The 15718-nt window shown below is 61.4% G+C and carries 19 protein-coding genes; 5 read left to right on the forward strand and 14 right to left on the reverse strand.

The features are described from left to right. Positions 1-137: 137 nt before the first annotated feature. From zapE to sdhC, 7 genes are all read right to left on the reverse strand, one after another. Positions 138-1298, reverse strand: a complete 1161-nt coding sequence (gene zapE / locus PMI03_RS04120; protein ID WP_007690172.1) for a cell division protein ZapE — start codon at positions 1296-1298, stop codon at positions 138-140. Positions 1299-1361: 63 nt separating this feature from the next. Next, positions 1362-1895 (reverse strand): protease inhibitor Inh/omp19 family protein, encoded by a 534-nt coding sequence (locus tag PMI03_RS04125; RefSeq protein ID WP_007690173.1) that lies wholly within the window; start codon positions 1893-1895, stop codon positions 1362-1364. 141 nt (positions 1896-2036) lie between these two features. Then, positions 2037-2843, reverse strand: a complete 807-nt coding sequence (locus PMI03_RS04130; RefSeq protein WP_007690175.1) for a DNA polymerase beta superfamily protein — start codon at positions 2841-2843, stop codon at positions 2037-2039. Between the two features lie 48 nt (positions 2844-2891). Further along, positions 2892-3671 carry a succinate dehydrogenase iron-sulfur subunit gene (locus tag PMI03_RS04135; protein WP_007690177.1) on the reverse strand — a complete coding sequence of 260 codons (780 nt, stop codon included), beginning with the start codon at positions 3669-3671 and terminating at the stop codon, positions 2892-2894. A gap of 17 nt (positions 3672-3688) precedes the next feature. Then, positions 3689-5530 (reverse strand): succinate dehydrogenase flavoprotein subunit, encoded by a 1842-nt coding sequence (sdhA, locus tag PMI03_RS04140; RefSeq protein ID WP_007690179.1) that lies wholly within the window; start codon positions 5528-5530, stop codon positions 3689-3691. 7 nt (positions 5531-5537) lie between these two features. Continuing rightward, positions 5538-5918 (reverse strand): succinate dehydrogenase, hydrophobic membrane anchor protein, encoded by a 381-nt coding sequence (sdhD, locus tag PMI03_RS04145; protein ID WP_007690181.1) that lies wholly within the window; start codon positions 5916-5918, stop codon positions 5538-5540. 71 nt (positions 5919-5989) lie between these two features. Continuing rightward, positions 5990-6388: a succinate dehydrogenase, cytochrome b556 subunit gene (gene sdhC, locus PMI03_RS04150; protein WP_007690183.1), complete on the reverse strand. Its 399-nt coding sequence runs from the start codon at positions 6386-6388 to the stop codon at positions 5990-5992. Positions 6389-6701: 313 nt separating this feature from the next. Between sdhC and PMI03_RS04155 the strand changes: the two genes are divergently transcribed. Beyond that, positions 6702-7106: a hypothetical protein gene (locus PMI03_RS04155; protein WP_007690184.1), complete on the forward strand. Its 405-nt coding sequence runs from the start codon at positions 6702-6704 to the stop codon at positions 7104-7106. Positions 7107-7112: 6 nt separating this feature from the next. On the opposite strand, the gene PMI03_RS04160 is transcribed toward PMI03_RS04155, so the two are convergent. From PMI03_RS04160 to tsaD, 7 genes are read right to left on the reverse strand one after another with little or no spacing between them, the layout of a single operon-like run. After that, positions 7113-7763, reverse strand: coding sequence for a methyltransferase (locus PMI03_RS04160; protein WP_007690186.1), 651 nt, complete (start codon positions 7761-7763; stop codon positions 7113-7115). Between the two features lie 21 nt (positions 7764-7784). Then, positions 7785-8216, reverse strand: a complete 432-nt coding sequence (locus PMI03_RS04165; protein WP_007690188.1) for an EVE domain-containing protein — start codon at positions 8214-8216, stop codon at positions 7785-7787. Positions 8217-8219: 3 nt separating this feature from the next. Next, positions 8220-8513: a YciI-like protein gene (locus PMI03_RS04170; protein ID WP_007690190.1), complete on the reverse strand. Its 294-nt coding sequence runs from the start codon at positions 8511-8513 to the stop codon at positions 8220-8222. Positions 8514-8568: 55 nt separating this feature from the next. Continuing rightward, positions 8569-9003, reverse strand: coding sequence for a PIN domain-containing protein (locus PMI03_RS04175; protein WP_007690193.1), 435 nt, complete (start codon positions 9001-9003; stop codon positions 8569-8571). After that, entirely contained in the window at positions 9000-9299 is a 300-nt protein-coding gene (locus PMI03_RS04180) for a hypothetical protein (protein WP_007690195.1), read from the reverse strand. The genes PMI03_RS04175 and PMI03_RS04180 overlap by 4 nt, the downstream gene beginning before the upstream one ends. Positions 9300-9352: 53 nt before the next feature. After that, the gene (locus PMI03_RS04185) at positions 9353-10342 is read right to left on the reverse strand and encodes an NAD(P)H-dependent glycerol-3-phosphate dehydrogenase (protein ID WP_007690197.1); all 990 of its coding nucleotides are present in this window, start codon (positions 10340-10342) and stop codon (positions 9353-9355) included. After that, on the reverse strand, positions 10339-11436 hold the full coding sequence (tsaD, locus tag PMI03_RS04190; protein ID WP_007690199.1) for a tRNA (adenosine(37)-N6)-threonylcarbamoyltransferase complex transferase subunit TsaD: 1098 nt from the start codon (positions 11434-11436) through the stop codon (positions 10339-10341). Before tsaD ends, PMI03_RS04185 begins: the two co-directional genes overlap by 4 nt. Positions 11437-11520: 84 nt before the next feature. Between tsaD and hemC the strand changes: the two genes are divergently transcribed. The 4 genes from hemC to PMI03_RS04210 all read left to right on the forward strand — a co-directional run. Next, a complete protein-coding gene (gene hemC, locus PMI03_RS04195; RefSeq protein ID WP_007690201.1) occupies positions 11521-12450 on the forward strand; it encodes a hydroxymethylbilane synthase in 930 nt (309 codons plus the stop codon). A gap of 6 nt (positions 12451-12456) precedes the next feature. Next, the gene (locus tag PMI03_RS04200; RefSeq protein WP_007690203.1) at positions 12457-13182 is read left to right on the forward strand and encodes a uroporphyrinogen-III synthase; all 726 of its coding nucleotides are present in this window, start codon (positions 12457-12459) and stop codon (positions 13180-13182) included. A gap of 79 nt (positions 13183-13261) precedes the next feature. Beyond that, entirely contained in the window at positions 13262-14536 is a 1275-nt protein-coding gene (locus tag PMI03_RS04205; protein WP_007690205.1) for a COG4223 family protein, read from the forward strand. 15 nt (positions 14537-14551) lie between these two features. Continuing rightward, the coding region (locus PMI03_RS04210; protein WP_007690206.1) for a heme biosynthesis protein HemY at positions 14552-15718 on the forward strand (1167 nt) is incomplete at its 3' end.

Consider the following 15718-nt stretch of genomic DNA (forward strand, 5'->3'; position numbering starts at 1 on the left):
ACAAGGCATCCACCATTGCCGCCAATCGCATAGACCCAACGGCCGAAATTGGCAATTGATTATTTTGAGAGCAGGGATTTCAATCGGTTAGATCGATAATGTCTTACGTAAACGTAAGACATTCTGTCACCAATCTGTTACTCGGCAGCCCGTTTGGCGGGAGTCTGAGCGAGATATTCGGCGCTGCGCATCTCGAAAAGCCGCGATGCGGTGCGGTCGAATTCGAAGCCTTCCGTACCGCGCCTTTCGACCAGCAGATCCTCCGGCATCGCCGCTGCTGAAACATAAAGCCGGATGGCGTGATCGTAAAGCGTGTCGATAAGGATGATGAAACGCTTGGTCTGGTTGCGTTTTTCCGGCCCGAGCTTCGGCACCCGGTCGAGAAAGATCGTGTCGAACCGCTTGGCGATCGCCAGAAAGTCGGCTGCCCCCAGCGGCGCGTCGCAGAGATCGGCGAAGGAAAAACGCGCGATGCGATCGGCGGCAAGCGGCACATGGATGGACCGCCCCTTCATCGGGATGTCCATGGGCTGCGGCTTGCGGCCATGCAGCGCCTGTACCCAGGACGCCTCCATCGCCATGTCGGTGCGCTCGTCGATCGGGATCAGATAGACCGGCTGACTGTTCAGCTTCTCCATCCGGTAATCGGTTGGCGAATCCAGCGTGACGACCTCGACATGGCGTTTCAGCAGATCGATGAAGGGCAGGAACAGGCCGCGATTGAGGCCGTCGCGATAAAGATTGTCAGGCTCGACATTCGAGGTGGCGACCAGCACGCAGCCGAGCGAGAACAGCTCGGAAAACAACCGCGACAGGATCATTGCGTCGGCAATGTCGGTCACGGTGAATTCATCGAAGCACAGCAGCTCGGCCTCGCTATAGAGGTCGGCCGCGACCGGCAGCACCGGGTCTGCCTGCTTGGTCTCGCCATTCTTGAATTTCAGCCGGTGAGCTGCGATGCGATTGTGCACATCGGCCATGAATTCGTGGAAATGCGCCCGGCGCTTCTTCTTGGCTGGCGCCATGGCGAAGAACATGTCCATCAGCATGGTCTTGCCACGCCCGACGCTGCCATGGATGTAGAGACCGCGAACGATCTCGGCCGGCTTCTTGCGCGCAAACATCCAGCCGAGAGCGCTCGACTTGATTGCCGGCCGCTTCTGCTTGAGATTGGCAAGCACGCGATCGAGGGATTTCGCCACATCCATCTGCGCCGAATCCACCTGAAGCGATCCGGAGGCCGTCAGCGCCTTTAGCTGTTCGCCGACGCTGATGGAATAATCGGGCATGGGCTGCATGGGGAAATATCCACCTGTGCAAAGGGGAAGCGACCCGGACGGCCGCCCCCTTTCAAAAGAGCTTTATCGGCTGAGGCTGATCGGCTGGCCGGACGCGGTCGAGCCATCGTAGCGCGAATCGGCCGTCTTGTAGAGCGAGCCGATCTGGTTGCCGTCACGGTCCTTGAGAAGAACCTGCTTGCCGGACACCGCCCAGGAACCCATCGCCGTCAGCTCACCGGCACAACCGCGTGTGCCGCCGCGCGATCCGCCACCGAGATTGGTGAGCGTCAGGAACATATCGCAGCTCGACCCGCCATTGCTGACCTTCCAGCTGCCGACCATGGATTCCTTGGTCACGTCCTGCGCGGATGCCGCCATCGCCTGCTGTTGCTGCGGATTGGCCGCGTTCGGCGCGTTCGACGGCGCCGCAGGAAACTGCGAACCATCGGCGCCATTCGTCGGCGGTAGCTGGCTAGACTGCACGGAAGGAACAGGCTGAGCCTGCAAGGGTGGTGGGCGCGAATAGGACGTATCGTCGTTGTTGTATGCTGTGCGCTGGCAACCGGCAAGCGACAGACCTATCGCCGCAGCCGTCACTGCATATCTCAATTGCATCATCATACTCCTAATCGTCCACCGCTGACATTGGGAAACCGAGCACCCATAAAATTGGAACTAACGTATTTCATTTTGGTTAATCAAGTCGATACAGGCATAAATCGCCGGACGCCATAGCTGTTCAGGAATCCGGTGATTTCAAGGCTGAACGCGCCGGACCTCAGCCAGATAGAAGTCATCGGCCAATTCCTGCACCCTTTTGTCGCGCTCCGCGTCGTGACGGAGCTCGTTCGAGAAATCGGAATAGCGTGCGAGCGAAGCCGTCAGAAACTGTATCAGCGGCAACGGCGGTACACCCTCTCCCATCTCGCGCGTCTCTTTCTTGACTGCCACCAATTGCAGAATTGTAGCCCGCATGTCCTCAGACATATCGATAGCTTCAAGGCATTCGAGCATGTTCATTGGCGGCAATTTTTCGAAATTCGTTTGACGCATCCATTCGAGCGCGATCGCCGGTCGAATGGAATAAAGCAGCTTCTTCAAGCGGACGGGCTCGTTTTCTTCGCCCGGTCGGTGCTGTTTCATCAGGCCGATATAATGCTGAGCGACCTTCTCCGGCACCATGATCGCATCCAGCAACGCACCGAGACGATCGCGGAAGCCGGGCTCTTCCTCATAGACGAGCGGCGATTTCAACCATTCGACAAGAACGGCGTTACCCTTCAGCGCCAAAAGCAACGCCTTGCGCAGATCCCACCCACCGGTATCGATATCGCCAACGATCGGAAACTCGATGACGTCGCGATGCGGAAACAAAGTCAGATGATCCCGCTCCGGCCTGATGTAGACGAAGCGGCAATCATAATCGCTGTCCGGCGAGGGGAAGCCCCAGGCACGACTGCCGCTTTCGATGGCAAGGCCAATGCGAATGCCTTCGGCTGTGACAGAAGCAAGCCGCAATCGAATTTCGGCCACGGCCTCCGGGGCAAAGCCCTCCATCATCATGCGAACATAATCCCCATTGCTGCCAAGCCGACAAACAATCGCCGGCGGTCAGACTCGCCGTTCGACCATCATCTTCTTGATTTCCGCGATCGCCTTGGCAGGGTTCAGGCCCTTGGGGCAGGTCTGGGCGCAGTTCATGATCGTGTGGCAGCGATAAAGGCGGAAAGGATCCTCGAGATTGTCGAGACGCTCGCCCTTTGCCTCGTCGCGGCTGTCGATCAGCCAGCGATAGGCCTGCAGCAGAACAGCCGGACCGAGATAACGGTCGCCGTTCCACCAGTAGCTCGGACAGGAGGTCGAGCAGCAGGCGCAGAGGATGCACTCATAGAGGCCGTCGAGCTTCAGGCGGTCCTCATGGCTCTGCTTCCATTCCTTGGCCGGCGGCGGCGACACGGTCTTGAGCCAAGGCTCGATCGAGCGATGCTGGGCGTAGAAGTTCGTCAGATCCGGCACCAGGTCCTTGACGACCGGCAGATGCGGCAGCGGATAGATCTTCACCGTGCCCTTGATCTCGTCCAGGCCCTTGGTGCAGGCGAGCGTGTTGGTGCCGTCGATGTTCATCGCGCAGGAACCGCAGATACCTTCACGACAGGAACGGCGCAGCGTCAGCGTCGGGTCGATGTTGTTCTTGATGTAGAGCAAGCCATCGAGCACCATCGGGCCGCAATCGTCGACATCGATGTAATAGGTGTCGATGCTCGGGTTCAGACCGTCATCCGGGCTCCAGCGATAGACGCGGAATTCGCGCGTGTTCTTGGCACCCGCCGGCTTCGGCCAGACTTTGCCTTCACGCATCTGAGAGTTCTTGGGGAGAGCGAGTTCAACCATGGTCAGTTCCTCTCAGATCAATAGACGCGTGCTTTTGGCTCGATCTTGTGCGGATCGATGCCTTCGGCAATCAGTTCGGTATGGACGGGACGATAGTCGAGCTTCACGTCGCCGGCTTCGTTGACCCAGGCAAGCGTGTGCTTGCGCCAGTTCTCATCGTCGCGGCCGCCGAACTTGCCCTCGGTATAGTCCTCGCGGGCATGCGAGCCGCGGCTCTCCTTGCGGGCCTCGGCGCCGTAGATCGTCGCGATGGCGTTGGTCATCAGATTGTGCAGTTCCAGCGTCTCGACGAGATCGGAATTCCAGATCAGCGAACGGTCGGTGACCTTAACATCGGACAGTTCCTTCCAGATCTCCGAAATGCGGCGGCAGCCGGATTCCAGCGATTCCTGCGTGCGGAAAACGGCAGCGTCTTCCTGCATGGCGCGCTGCATTTTCTCGCGCAATACCGCCGTCGGCGTGCTGCCGCTGGCGTGACGCAGGCGGTCGAAGCGATCCATGATCTTGTCGCAGGCAGCAACGTTGACCGGCGGCACCGGGCTGACGCGGTCGATGACTTCGCCGGCACGAATGGCAGCGGCACGACCGAAGACCACGAGGTCGATCAACGAATTGGAGCCGAGACGGTTGGCACCGTGCACCGAGGCGCAGCCGGCTTCGCCGACGGCCATCAGACCCGGCAACACGCGCTCGGGATTGTTGCTGTCGGCATTCAGCACTTCGCCCCAATAGTTCGTCGGAATGCCGCCCATGTTGTAGTGTACGGTCGGCAGAACCGGGATCGGCTCGCGGGTCACGTCGACGCCGGCGAAAATGCGCGCGCTCTCGGAAATGCCCGGCAGGCGCTCATGCAGCACGGCCGGATCGAGATGGTCGAGATGCAGGAAGATGTGGTCCTTGTTCTTGCCAACCCCGCGACCCTCGCGGATTTCCAGGGTCATGCAGCGAGAAACGACGTCACGCGAGGCAAGGTCCTTTGCCGAAGGAGCATAGCGCTCCATGAAGCGCTCGCCTTCGGAATTAACGAGATAGCCGCCTTCGCCGCGCGCGCCTTCGGTGATCAGACATCCCGAACCGTAAATGCCGGTCGGATGGAACTGCACGAATTCCATGTCCTCCAGCGGCAGTCCGGCGCGGGCCACCATGCCGCCACCGTCACCGGTGCAGGTATGGGCTGAGGTTGCCGAGAAGTAGGCGCGGCCATAGCCGCCGGTCGCCAACACCACCATCTTGGCAGCGAAGCGATGGATCGTGCCGTCATCGAGGCACCAGGCAACGACGCCGGTGCAGCGGCTGCCGTCATCCGACATGATGAGGTCGAGCGCGAAATACTCGATGAAGAATTCCGCATTGTTGCGCAGCGACTGGCCGTAGAGCGTGTGCAGGATGGCGTGACCGGTACGGTCGGCTGCCGCGCAGGTGCGCTGCACCGGCGGTCCCTCGCCGAAATTCTGCATGTGGCCGCCGAACGGGCGCTGATAGATCTTGCCTTCCTCGTTGCGCGAAAAGGGCACGCCGTAATGCTCGAGCTCATAGACCGCCTTCGGCGCTTCCATGACCATGTATTGCATGGCGTCGACGTCGCCGAGCCAGTCGGAGCCCTTGACGGTGTCGTAGAGATGCCACTGCCAGCTGTCCGGCGTCATGTTCTGAAGCGAGGCGGCAATGCCGCCCTGGGCTGCAACGGTGTGCGAACGGGTCGGAAAGACCTTGGTGATGCAGGCGGTGCGGAAGCCCTGTTCGGCCATGCCGAGCGTGGCGCGCAGGCCAGCGCCGCCGGCGCCGACGACGATCACGTCATAGGAGTGATCGACATACTTGTAGGCTTTGCCATTCTGAGCGGATGAGTTCGATGCCATGATGCAATTATCCTACGAACGCGATCTTCAGAATGGCGAAGAGACAGAGCCCCGCCATGACGATCGAGAAGAATGTGTTGAGCATGAGAAGGACGATCTTGCCGAATTCGCCGTGGACATAGTCCTCGATGATGACCTGCATGCCGAGCTTCATGTGAATGATACCGGAGATCACCATCAGGCCCATGATGACGGCGACGAAGGGATTCGACAGGGCGTGCACGACCTCCGCATAGGGAGCGCCAGCATAGATGATCAGGAAAATGACGAAGAAAATGAAGAGCGGGACGTTGGCGACGGCGGTCAGGCGCTGGCGCCAGAAATGGTCGGTGCCTTCCTTGGCGGAGCCGAGGCCGCGGACTTTGCCCAAAGGGGTACGCATATCCATAAGAAATATCCTTTAAAGCAATGATCCCGAACCGAAGGACCGCAAAGCGGCTTCGGACAGGATCATGCCAATCAAACCAGCCGGATGGCGATGCCGATGATCCAGACCAGCGCGGTCAGACAGAGCGAACCGACGAGCGTCGCCTTGGCCAGCTTGGTCGAGAATTCCTTACCGAAGCCGTAGCCGAGGTCCCACATGAAATGGCGCAGACCGCCGAGCATGTGGTGGAGCAGCGCCCATGTGTAACCGAACAGCACGAGCCGACCGATGATCGTGCCCATGATCCAGTTGACCAGTTCGAAATAGCCCTGGCCCGTCGCCGCGGCGATCAGCCACCAGGCAACCAGCACCGTACCGAAATAGAGCGCGCCACCGGTGATGCGGTGCACGATCGACATGATCATGGTGGGAATAGGCTTGTAGATTTGCAGATGCGGCGACAAGGGCCGGTTTTGTGTGACGTTCGCCATCAGAACCTCGCGGCGTTACGATACGCTTCTATCCCGGATGTCTCCGGGGCAACGCACACGCGCGGAAAAATCCTGTGTGCGTTGCATCAATTGCGACCATTAATCACGGAAAGGCACGGCGACAAGCACAATTGCTGTCTGCCTCGAATTTAATCGATTCGGATCGCTCGACATCTTTGGCGCGTGGGCCGAGGCCGTGTCCTCCGATTGGAGCCTCGATATGATTTTCCCGTCTGCCAAGTGGACTTAACCACGCGCTTGCGGCATTCTGCTCTTCACACTTTATTAGGGATTTAACGGGTGGGGAAAACGCATGCGGCAGCATTTTTTCAAGGCAGCGGCGCTCGTTTTGGCGGCAGTTGCCGTTCTATCATCCGTATCGGTCTTGGCGGGTGATTATCGCCGGGAGCATCGGCCGTTCCATCATTCCGGCCCCCACCGGTTGCAGGAAATCTCCTGGCCGCAGCGCTCGGCACAGCCGCAGCCGGACAGAATCGTCCTGATGGACCGGCAATATGCGGGAGATATCGGCACCTACGCCGGAACCGCAGATGTCTACCAGGCCAATGACGGAACCTACGTCCTTGGTTATGGCGGCTATGACCGATACCCCGACAAACCCGCGACACGGCTGAGACCCCGCGCCCAGGTGATCGATATCAAGCTTGCCGGCAATGCCTGCGCCTATGAAGCGGGCGTCTGCGTGATTCGCCCGTAAGGATCGTTAGTCGGCGAGAAATCGCCAGACCGTCGTCTTCTTGACTTCGCTATCCTCCAGCGCCCGTGTCACCGGCACCTGATAGCTGGCCCGCGCCTCCAGGCGATCCTTGGGCAGGTAGGCGCGGCCTGGATCGCCGACCAGAACCAGAAGGCCCTCCCCTGCCAACCGCCGAAACCAGGGAATGAGCAGATCGGCAAAATCTCGATCATAAAAGACATCCCCGGCAAGAACGACATCGGCATCGATCGCCTGATCCACGAGATTGTCGCCGATGAAATCGAGCGCAACATCGTTTTCAACTGCGTTCAACCGCACCGCCGTTTCCGCCCAGGGGTCGATATCGGCGGCGAGCACTCGGCTTGCGCCCGCAAGCCTCGCCGCAATCGCCACCAGTCCCGAACCGCTGGCGAAATCGACAACCCGTTTGCCGGCAACCGCGTCGGGATGATCGAGGATATAGCGCGCAAGCCCTTGCCCGCCGGCCCAGGCGAAAGCCCAGAAGGGCGGCGGCAGGCCGATCTCCTCAAGTTCCTCCTCCGTCTTCAGCCAGAGATCATGGGCTTCGCTGGCCAGATGCAGCCGGATTTCCGGTGTATGCGGCGGCGCCATGACGCTGGTGTTCGCACGGATGAATGTCTCCGGATCGGTCTTCAAGCGGCCCTCGGGTCGAGAGTGTCAAACGGGCGGATTGTCGAGCTCGCCCATGCGGCAGACTTCGAGATACTCATCGTCCGTCACCGGCTGCACGGAAAGCCGCATCGAGGTCACCAGCGACATCTGCGAGAGCTTCGGATTGGCCTTGATATCCTTCAGCGACACCGGCTTCGGCATATCGCGCACGGCGCGGATATCGACGCAATCCCAGCGCGGATCGTCCTTGGCGGTGGCATCGGGATGCGACAGCGCGCAGACCTCGACGATCCCGACGATCTCCAGCCCGTCATTGGAATGGTAGAAGAAGCCCTTGTCGCCGATCTGCATCGTCCGCATGTTGTTGCGGGCAAGATAGTTGCGAACGCCGGTCCAGGCCGTACCCTCGCTCCCGGCATCCTTCTGCTGCTGCCAGGACCAGGAGGACGGCTCGGATTTATACAGCCAATGCGCCATGCCTCATGCCTCCGGATTGTTGAAGACCCAGTTGAACGGCTTGACCTCGACACTCTCGAACAGGCCGGCCTTGGCATAGGGATCGGAATCGGCAATCGCCTTCGCTGCCTCTATAGTGTCGGCATTGACGATAACCAGGCTGCCATTCGGCTTGCCGTCGGCATCGAGGAACGGCCCCGCTATCTTCAGCGTGCCCTCGGCGTTGAGCTTGTTCAAATGCTCGACATGGGCGGGACGCGTGTCCATGCGGACATTCAGGTGACCGGGCTTGTCCTTGCAGACAAAGGCAAACAGCATTGTTTTATTCTCCTATGGAAATCGGAATATGAGTGTTTATTCGCTCTCGGAACAATTAGCCGGTGCTCCTCCGCAGAGGATTGACGATATCTAGACCCCAAAAGTCTCTTTCGTTGTCTGTTGCCAAAACACAATCATTTACAATAGCCACCGAGGCAATAATCATATCGAAGGCATCGCGTGGCCGATCCGCTGCTTTTCCTTCGGCCATAAGCTGTGCCCAGACCAACCCGGCGCGTTCGTCAAAGGCAAGAATACGACCGGCGAACACGGCCTGCGGCCCCGCACGGCTTGAAAACCACGCTTCCAACAGGTTACGTCTGCGGCCCGTCGGCATGATCAGAATACCGCGCTGAATCTCGGCAACGGCAAGGGACGGAACAAACAAATCACTATCCGACTGCTCTTCGTACCACGCCAGAAGCGCCCTCGAAGGTTCGGGCTTAATCGCATTGCTGACGATATTGGTATCAAGCAAATAGCGCGTCACAAATCGATCTCACGCGGGCGCGTCCGCAGCCGTTCGAGATCGAGTTCCGCATCCTCAAGAGGAAAACTCCGCAATGCGGCGATGACGCCGCCTTTCTTTGGCGGCTCTTCCGAGATCGTCTTGCTGACGAGATCTCGTATGCGGGCCGATTCAGGATTATCCTCTGCCAGACGTCTTGCCAGCGAGCGGATGAGAGCACGGTCGCCGTCAAGCCCGAGCACCTCGAAACGGGCCAGACCGCGCTCGCCAAGGCGGGAACGATAATTCTGAATCGCGCGTTTTTGTGAACTGCCCATCGTGGCCTCCGATTATATCCAGTAATATATCCAGTGCGCCATTGATATTCAAGCTATTCCGTCGTGATCGGCCGCGTCATCAATTGCTCAATGGCGGTCGGGATATCCAGTTTGCCGTCGATTATGGCCGAAACGGCTTCGGTGATCGGCATATCAACGCCGAGACCTTGCGCCAGCTTCGCCGCGATCGAGGCGGCATAGGCGCCTTCGACCAGCTCTCCATGCGCGGGATCGACCGTCTGGCCCTGACCGAGCGCAATGCCGAAGCGCAGGTTGCGGGATTGATGGCTGGTGGCGGTCAGCACGAGGTCGCCGAGGCCGGAAAGCCCGCGCACGGTCTCCGCCTTGCCGCCCTTGGCAAAGACGAAGCGCGACATCTCAGCAAGGCCGCGGCTGATCAGCGCCGCGCGTGCCGAATCGCCGATCCCTCGTCCTTCAACGATACCGCAGGCAATCGCCAGCACATTCTTCAAGGCGCCGCCGAGCTGCACGCCGACGCGATCGGAAGAGGCGTAAAGACGAAAGGTGGGACCGGAAATCGCCTGCGCCAGCCGTTCGGCCACCGCCATGTCGGCCGCCGCGATCGCCATGGCGGTCGGCAGGCCCTTGGCGATATCGGCGGCAAAGCCCGGCCCGGAGAGAACGGCGATGGCGTGGTGCGGCAATTCGCGTTCCAGCATGTCGGTCAGAAGATCGCCAGAGACCTTGTCGATGCCCTTGGCGCAGGTGACGACGACGGCGTCAGGCGCGAGATAAGGACCGTAGTGACGTGCCGCATCCGCTTGCGCCTGCGACGGCATGGCGAAGAGCACGATGCCGGCATCCGAAATCGAATCCGGCTCGGCAGAAAATAGCAGCGAATCCGGCAATTCGATGCCGGGCAGCGCAGCGTCATTCATCCGGTCGGTCTTGAGATCGGCCATCAGCGCGGCCTTGCGCCCGACCAGCGTTACCTGGCTCTTGCCCGTCAGGGCGATGACGGCGGCAAGCGCGGTGCCGAAGGCGCCGGCGCCGATGACCGCGATCCGTTCGTTGCCGCTCATGCCTTCGCTCCTCGTTTGCCATGCCCCAGCAGCGTTTCCGCCTTCTGATCGAGCGGCCAGCGCGAGCGCGGCTGCACATCGAGACCATCAGGTGCGGCCCCCGTTGCCATGCGCTCCAGCCCGGCCCAGGCGATCATCACGGCATTGTCGGTACAGAGGCTCAGCGGTGGCGCGATGAAGCGGAAACCATTGAGATCGCAGAGCTCCTGCAGCGTGCGGCGCAGCTCGAGATTGGCGGCAACGCCGCCGGCCACCACCAGTGCCGGCTTTTCCGCCGTCTTCGGAAACTCGCTCTTGAAGCGCTGCAGGCCACGCCCGATCCGATCCTTCAATGTGCGCGACACCGCCTTCTGGAAGGAGGCGCAGATATCGGCAATATCCTGCTCGCTCACCGGCGCGATCGTCGTTGCCGCCAGCCGTACTGCCGTCTTGAGGCCGGAAAAGGAAAAATCCAGCCGCGTCTCGCCGACCAGCGGCCGCGGAAGATCGAATCGGTCCGGATTACCCTTCTTCGCCGCCGCCTCGACGGCCGGACCGCCGGGATAGGGCAGGCCGAGCAGCTTGGCCGTCTTGTCGAAGGCTTCGCCCAGCGCATCGTCGATCGTCGTGCCCCAACGCTCGTACTGACCGACGCCGCGCACCAGGATCAGCTGCGTATGGCCGCCGGAAACGAGCAGCATCAGATAGGGGAAGGCGAGGCCATCCGTCAGCCGTGCCGTCAAGGCATGACCTTCCAGATGGTTGATGGCATAGAGCGGCTTGCCGGTTGCCCTGGATATCGCCTTGCCGGTCATCAACCCAACGAGCAGACCGCCGATCAGGCCGGGGCCAGAGGTGGCCGCAATGGCATCGACATCGGCCAGCGACACATTGGCGCGCTTCAGGGCCTCGTCGATCAGCGTATCCAATGCTTCGACATGGGCGCGCGCGGCAATTTCCGGCACGACCCCGCCATAGGCGCTATGCTCGTCCAGCTGGCTCAAAACAACGTCTGAGCGTACGATGGCGGTGCCGTCATCCTGGCGCTCGACAATGGCCGCGGCGGTTTCGTCGCAGCTTGTTTCGATGCCGAGAATACGAAGAAAGGACGCCATGGAAGTCGTTCAATGCCTGTTGGTCGATTGCGATAAAGCGGAAATATGGTTACGGGGACTGTCGGTAACAACGGATCAAAGCGGATGCAAACAAAACCTTTCCGGATCGGCACGCGCGGCAGCCCGCTAGCATTGGCGCAGGCTCACGAGGCTCGTGACCGCCTGATGGCAGCGCACGGCCTGCCGGAAGAAATGTTCGAGATCGTCGCTCTGACCACCAAGGGCGACCGCATCGCCGATCGTACGCTGGCGGAAATCGGCGGCAAGGGCCTGTTCACGCAAGAGCTGGAAGAGAAACTGACCTCGGGCGAGCTCGACTTTGCCGTACACTCGGCCAAGGACATGGCGACGAAACTGCCGGAAGGATTGGCGCTCACCGCCTACCTGCCGCGCGAGGATATCCGCGATTCCGTCATCGGCCGCACGGCGCCGAAGCTGATCGAGCTGCCGCATGGCGCAACTGTCGGCTCCGCGTCCCTGCGCCGCCAGGCGCTGATCCGCCGCCTGCGCCCCGATATCAACGTCATCACCTTTCGCGGCTCGGTCCAGACCCGGCTGCGCAAACTGGAAGAAGGTCAGGCGGACGCTACACTCCTGGCTGTTGCCGGCCTGAAACGGCTCGGCAAGGTGGACGTGATCACCGATATCCTCGATCCCGACGAATTCCCGCCGGCACCGGCCCAGGGCGCGATCGGCATCGAAAGCCGCATCGGCGACAAGAGGATGAACGACCTACTCGCCGCCATCAATGACAGCTCGACCTTCGACATCGTTTCCTGCGAGCGCGGCTTCCTGGCGGCACTCGACGGCTCCTGTCGCACGCCGATCGCCGGCTACGCCGTCTGCGAAGGCGACCATATCCGGTTCTTCGGCATGATCCTGACGCCGGACGGCCAGCAGGTGCACACGACCACCATCGAGGGCAACCGTCGCGATGCCGAGGCGCTTGGCACCAATGCCGGCCAGGCTATCCGCGCCGAGGCTGGCAGCGCGTTCTTCGAAGACTGGACCTGATCGCCCATGCGCGTCGTCGTCACCCGCCCTCAGCATTCGGGTGAACGCACCGTCCGGCGGCTGACGGAGATGGGACACGAGCCGCTGCCGCTGCCGCTGTCGGAGCCGGTGCACGATGTCGAGGCAGCCCGACAGGCGCTGTCGGAAACGCAAGACGCTATTGCCGTCACCAGCGCCGAGGCGATCCGCACCCTAGCCGCACTGGGCCAAAATATAGCGCCTCATCTTGGTCGCCCGCTCTTTGCCGTCGGCAAGGCGACGGCAAAGGAAGCAAGGATCCTTGGCTTTACCCATGTTCTTACCTCCGAAGGCAGCGGCATCGAACTCGCGCAGCTGATTGCCCACAACCGGGCCGGCATGCAACAGCCCCTGCTCTATCTCGCCGGCTCGCCGCGCGCCGCCGGTTTTGAAACCAGATCGATGGAATTGAATATCCCGCTGCGGACGGTGGAATGCTACCACATGCTGGATATCACCCCCGACGATGCGACCCTCCGCAAGTTTTTTATCGACACCCCTGCCGACGCCGTACTGCTCTATTCCCGCCAGACGGCACTGCGCTTTTTCAGCCTACCCTTCCTGCGGCAACAGCCGGATGCCCTTGCTCCAACGAGGTTCCTCTGCCTCAGTGAAGCGATTGCGGATGCTGTCCCGGCCTTGCTGCGCGCCCAATCGGATATTGCCGCCATGCCGGATGAAGACAGTCTTCTGGCGCTTCTGACGACGGAGTAAGGCCTCAATTTTGATCTAAGCTCTTTCCATATTCGACTTGTCTGTCTAACCTCGCTGCAGCGCATGAAAAGAGGACCTCATGGTATCGCGAAAAACGCCAAACCATTCGAAGCCCAACGACGAGCCGGTCACGATCGACCTCAAAGCTGAGGAAGCTGTGCAAGCCGCAGCTTCGGATGACGTCACCGAGCGCAACCCCAGCGAACCCGGCAGCTCATCCGCCAACGAGGTGGAAATGCCGCTGGAAGCGGAGAAGGAAACGTTGCGCGACGAGGAGGCCGGCGAGCCCATCACGGAAACAGCGGAAGAGAAGCTCAAGGCCGAGCTCGACCAGGAAGCTGAAACCTACTCTTTCCGTAGCGAGCCCCCCGCTGCACCCCAGCGTCAACAAGGATCGACCTCGGGCCTGATTGCCGCCGGCATTGTCGGCGGTCTGATTTCCCTCATCTGCGTCGGCGCCATCCAATATGCCGGCCTTCTGCCCGGCGGCAGGGCAGCGAAGGACACGTCCGCCGATATCGCCGCGCTCACCGCCGAAATCGATGGACTGAAACAAACCGTTTCCAATCTCGCCGCCGCACCCGCAGCAGCACCTGACACGACGCTCGCCGCCCGCATCGCGACCCTTGAGACCGCCGCGGCCAACAACACGGCGACCGGCGGATCATCCGGAGCAAGCAGCGGCGACGCCGATCAGAAGATCGCGGCGCTCAGTGCTGAGATGGGCCAATTGAAGGCAAGCCTCGACCAGGCGACGCAAAGCCGGGCCTCGGCCGACGCCGATGTCAGCAAGCGTCTCGATGATGCCGAAAAGAAACTGAGCGAGCCGAGCCAGGAAAGCGCCGTTGCCCGTGCGATTGCGGCCGCGGCATTGAAGGCCGCGATCGATCGCGGCGGGCCTTTCCAGCCCGAGCTCGACACCTTCGCCAATGTCGCGCCGGATGATCCTGCCGTTGCCGATCTCAAGAATTTCGCCCAGAGCGGCATTCCGTCCCGTGCCGATCTCATTCGCCAGGTTTCCAACGTCACGACCGCGATCGTCGGCTCGGTGCAGCAGGACGATCCGAACCAGAGCTGGAGCGACCGGATGCTGTCGGGCGCCAAATCCCTGGTGCAGGTGCGCCCGGTCGGCAATGTCGCCGGCGATGGCGTCGATGCTATTGCAGCCCGCTTCGAGGATAAGGTGAAGAATGGCGACCTGCCCGGCGCCATCACCGAATGGAGCAGCCTGCCGGATGCCGCCAAATCGGCTTCCGCCGCCTTCAAGCAGTCGCTGGAAGCCCGCATCCGCGTCGAGGATCTGGTCAGCGACGCCCTGTCGAAGGCGATCGCCAATACCGGAAAACAGAACTGAGGACGGAGCGCGAGAATGATCAGACTGCTTATCTTCGCCCTCCTCGTCCTGGCGCTCGGCTATGGCTTTTCGTGGCTCGCGGATCGCCCCGGCGATCTCTCGCTGGTCTGGGAAGGCCAGCTCTACCAGACCAAGCTGATCGTCGCCGCCGGTATCCTGATCGCGTTGGTCGCGGCCGCCATGATCGTCTGGTGGTTCATCCGGCTGATCTGGAACTCACCACATTCCGTCACCCGCTATTTCCGCGCCCGCAAGCGAGATCGTGGCTATCAGGCGCTGTCGACCGGGCTGATCGCCGCCGGTGCCGGCAATGCGCTGCTTGCCCGGAAGATGGCGGCGCGCACGCGCGGCCTGATCCGCGCCGACCAGGAGCCGCTGATCAACCTGCTTGAGGCGCAGGCGGCCCTGATCGAAGGCAAGCATGACGAAGCGCGCCAGAAATTCGAGCTGATGGCCAACGACCCGGAAACCCGGGAACTCGGCTTGCGCGGTCTCTATCTCGAGGCCAAGCGCCTCGGCGCCAATGAGGCGGCGCGGCAATATGCCGAAAAGGCCGCCGATCACGCCCCCTATCTGCCCTGGGCTGCGCAGGCAACGCTGGAGTATCGCAGCCAGGCCGGCAACTGGGACGATGCCATCAAGCTTCTCGACCAGCAGAAAGTCGCCCATGTCGTCGACAAGGAGACCGCCAACCGCCAGCGCGCCGTGCTCCTGACCGCACGCGCCAACGACAAACTCGAAAGCGATCCGGCCGGCGCCCGCGACGATGCGCTCGCGGCGCTGAAACTGTCCGCCGATTTCGTCCCCGCCGCGCTGACCGCCGCCAAGGCATTGTTCCGCGAAGACAAGGTGCGCAAGGCCGCCTCCATGCTCGAACAGGTCTGGAAGGCAAAGCCGCATCCGGAGATCGGCAAAGCCTATGTCCGCGCCCGCAGCGGCGACAGCGTCACCGACCGCCTGAAGCGCGCCGAGCGGCTGGAAGCCATCCGCCCTAACAATGTCGAGGCGCTGCTCGTCACCGCGAAGGCGGCGCTTGATGCCCACGACTTCGCCAAGGCCCGCGCCAAGGCCGAGGCCGCCGCCCGCATCGACGCCCGCGAGGGCGCCTTCCTGCTGCTGGCCGATATCGAGGAGGCCGAGACCAACGACCAGGGCCGCGTCCGCCACTGGATGGGGCAGGGG

It is taken from the genome of Rhizobium sp. AP16 (assembly GCF_000281735.1).
Taxonomy (GTDB): domain Bacteria; phylum Pseudomonadota; class Alphaproteobacteria; order Rhizobiales; family Rhizobiaceae; genus Rhizobium; species Rhizobium rhizogenes.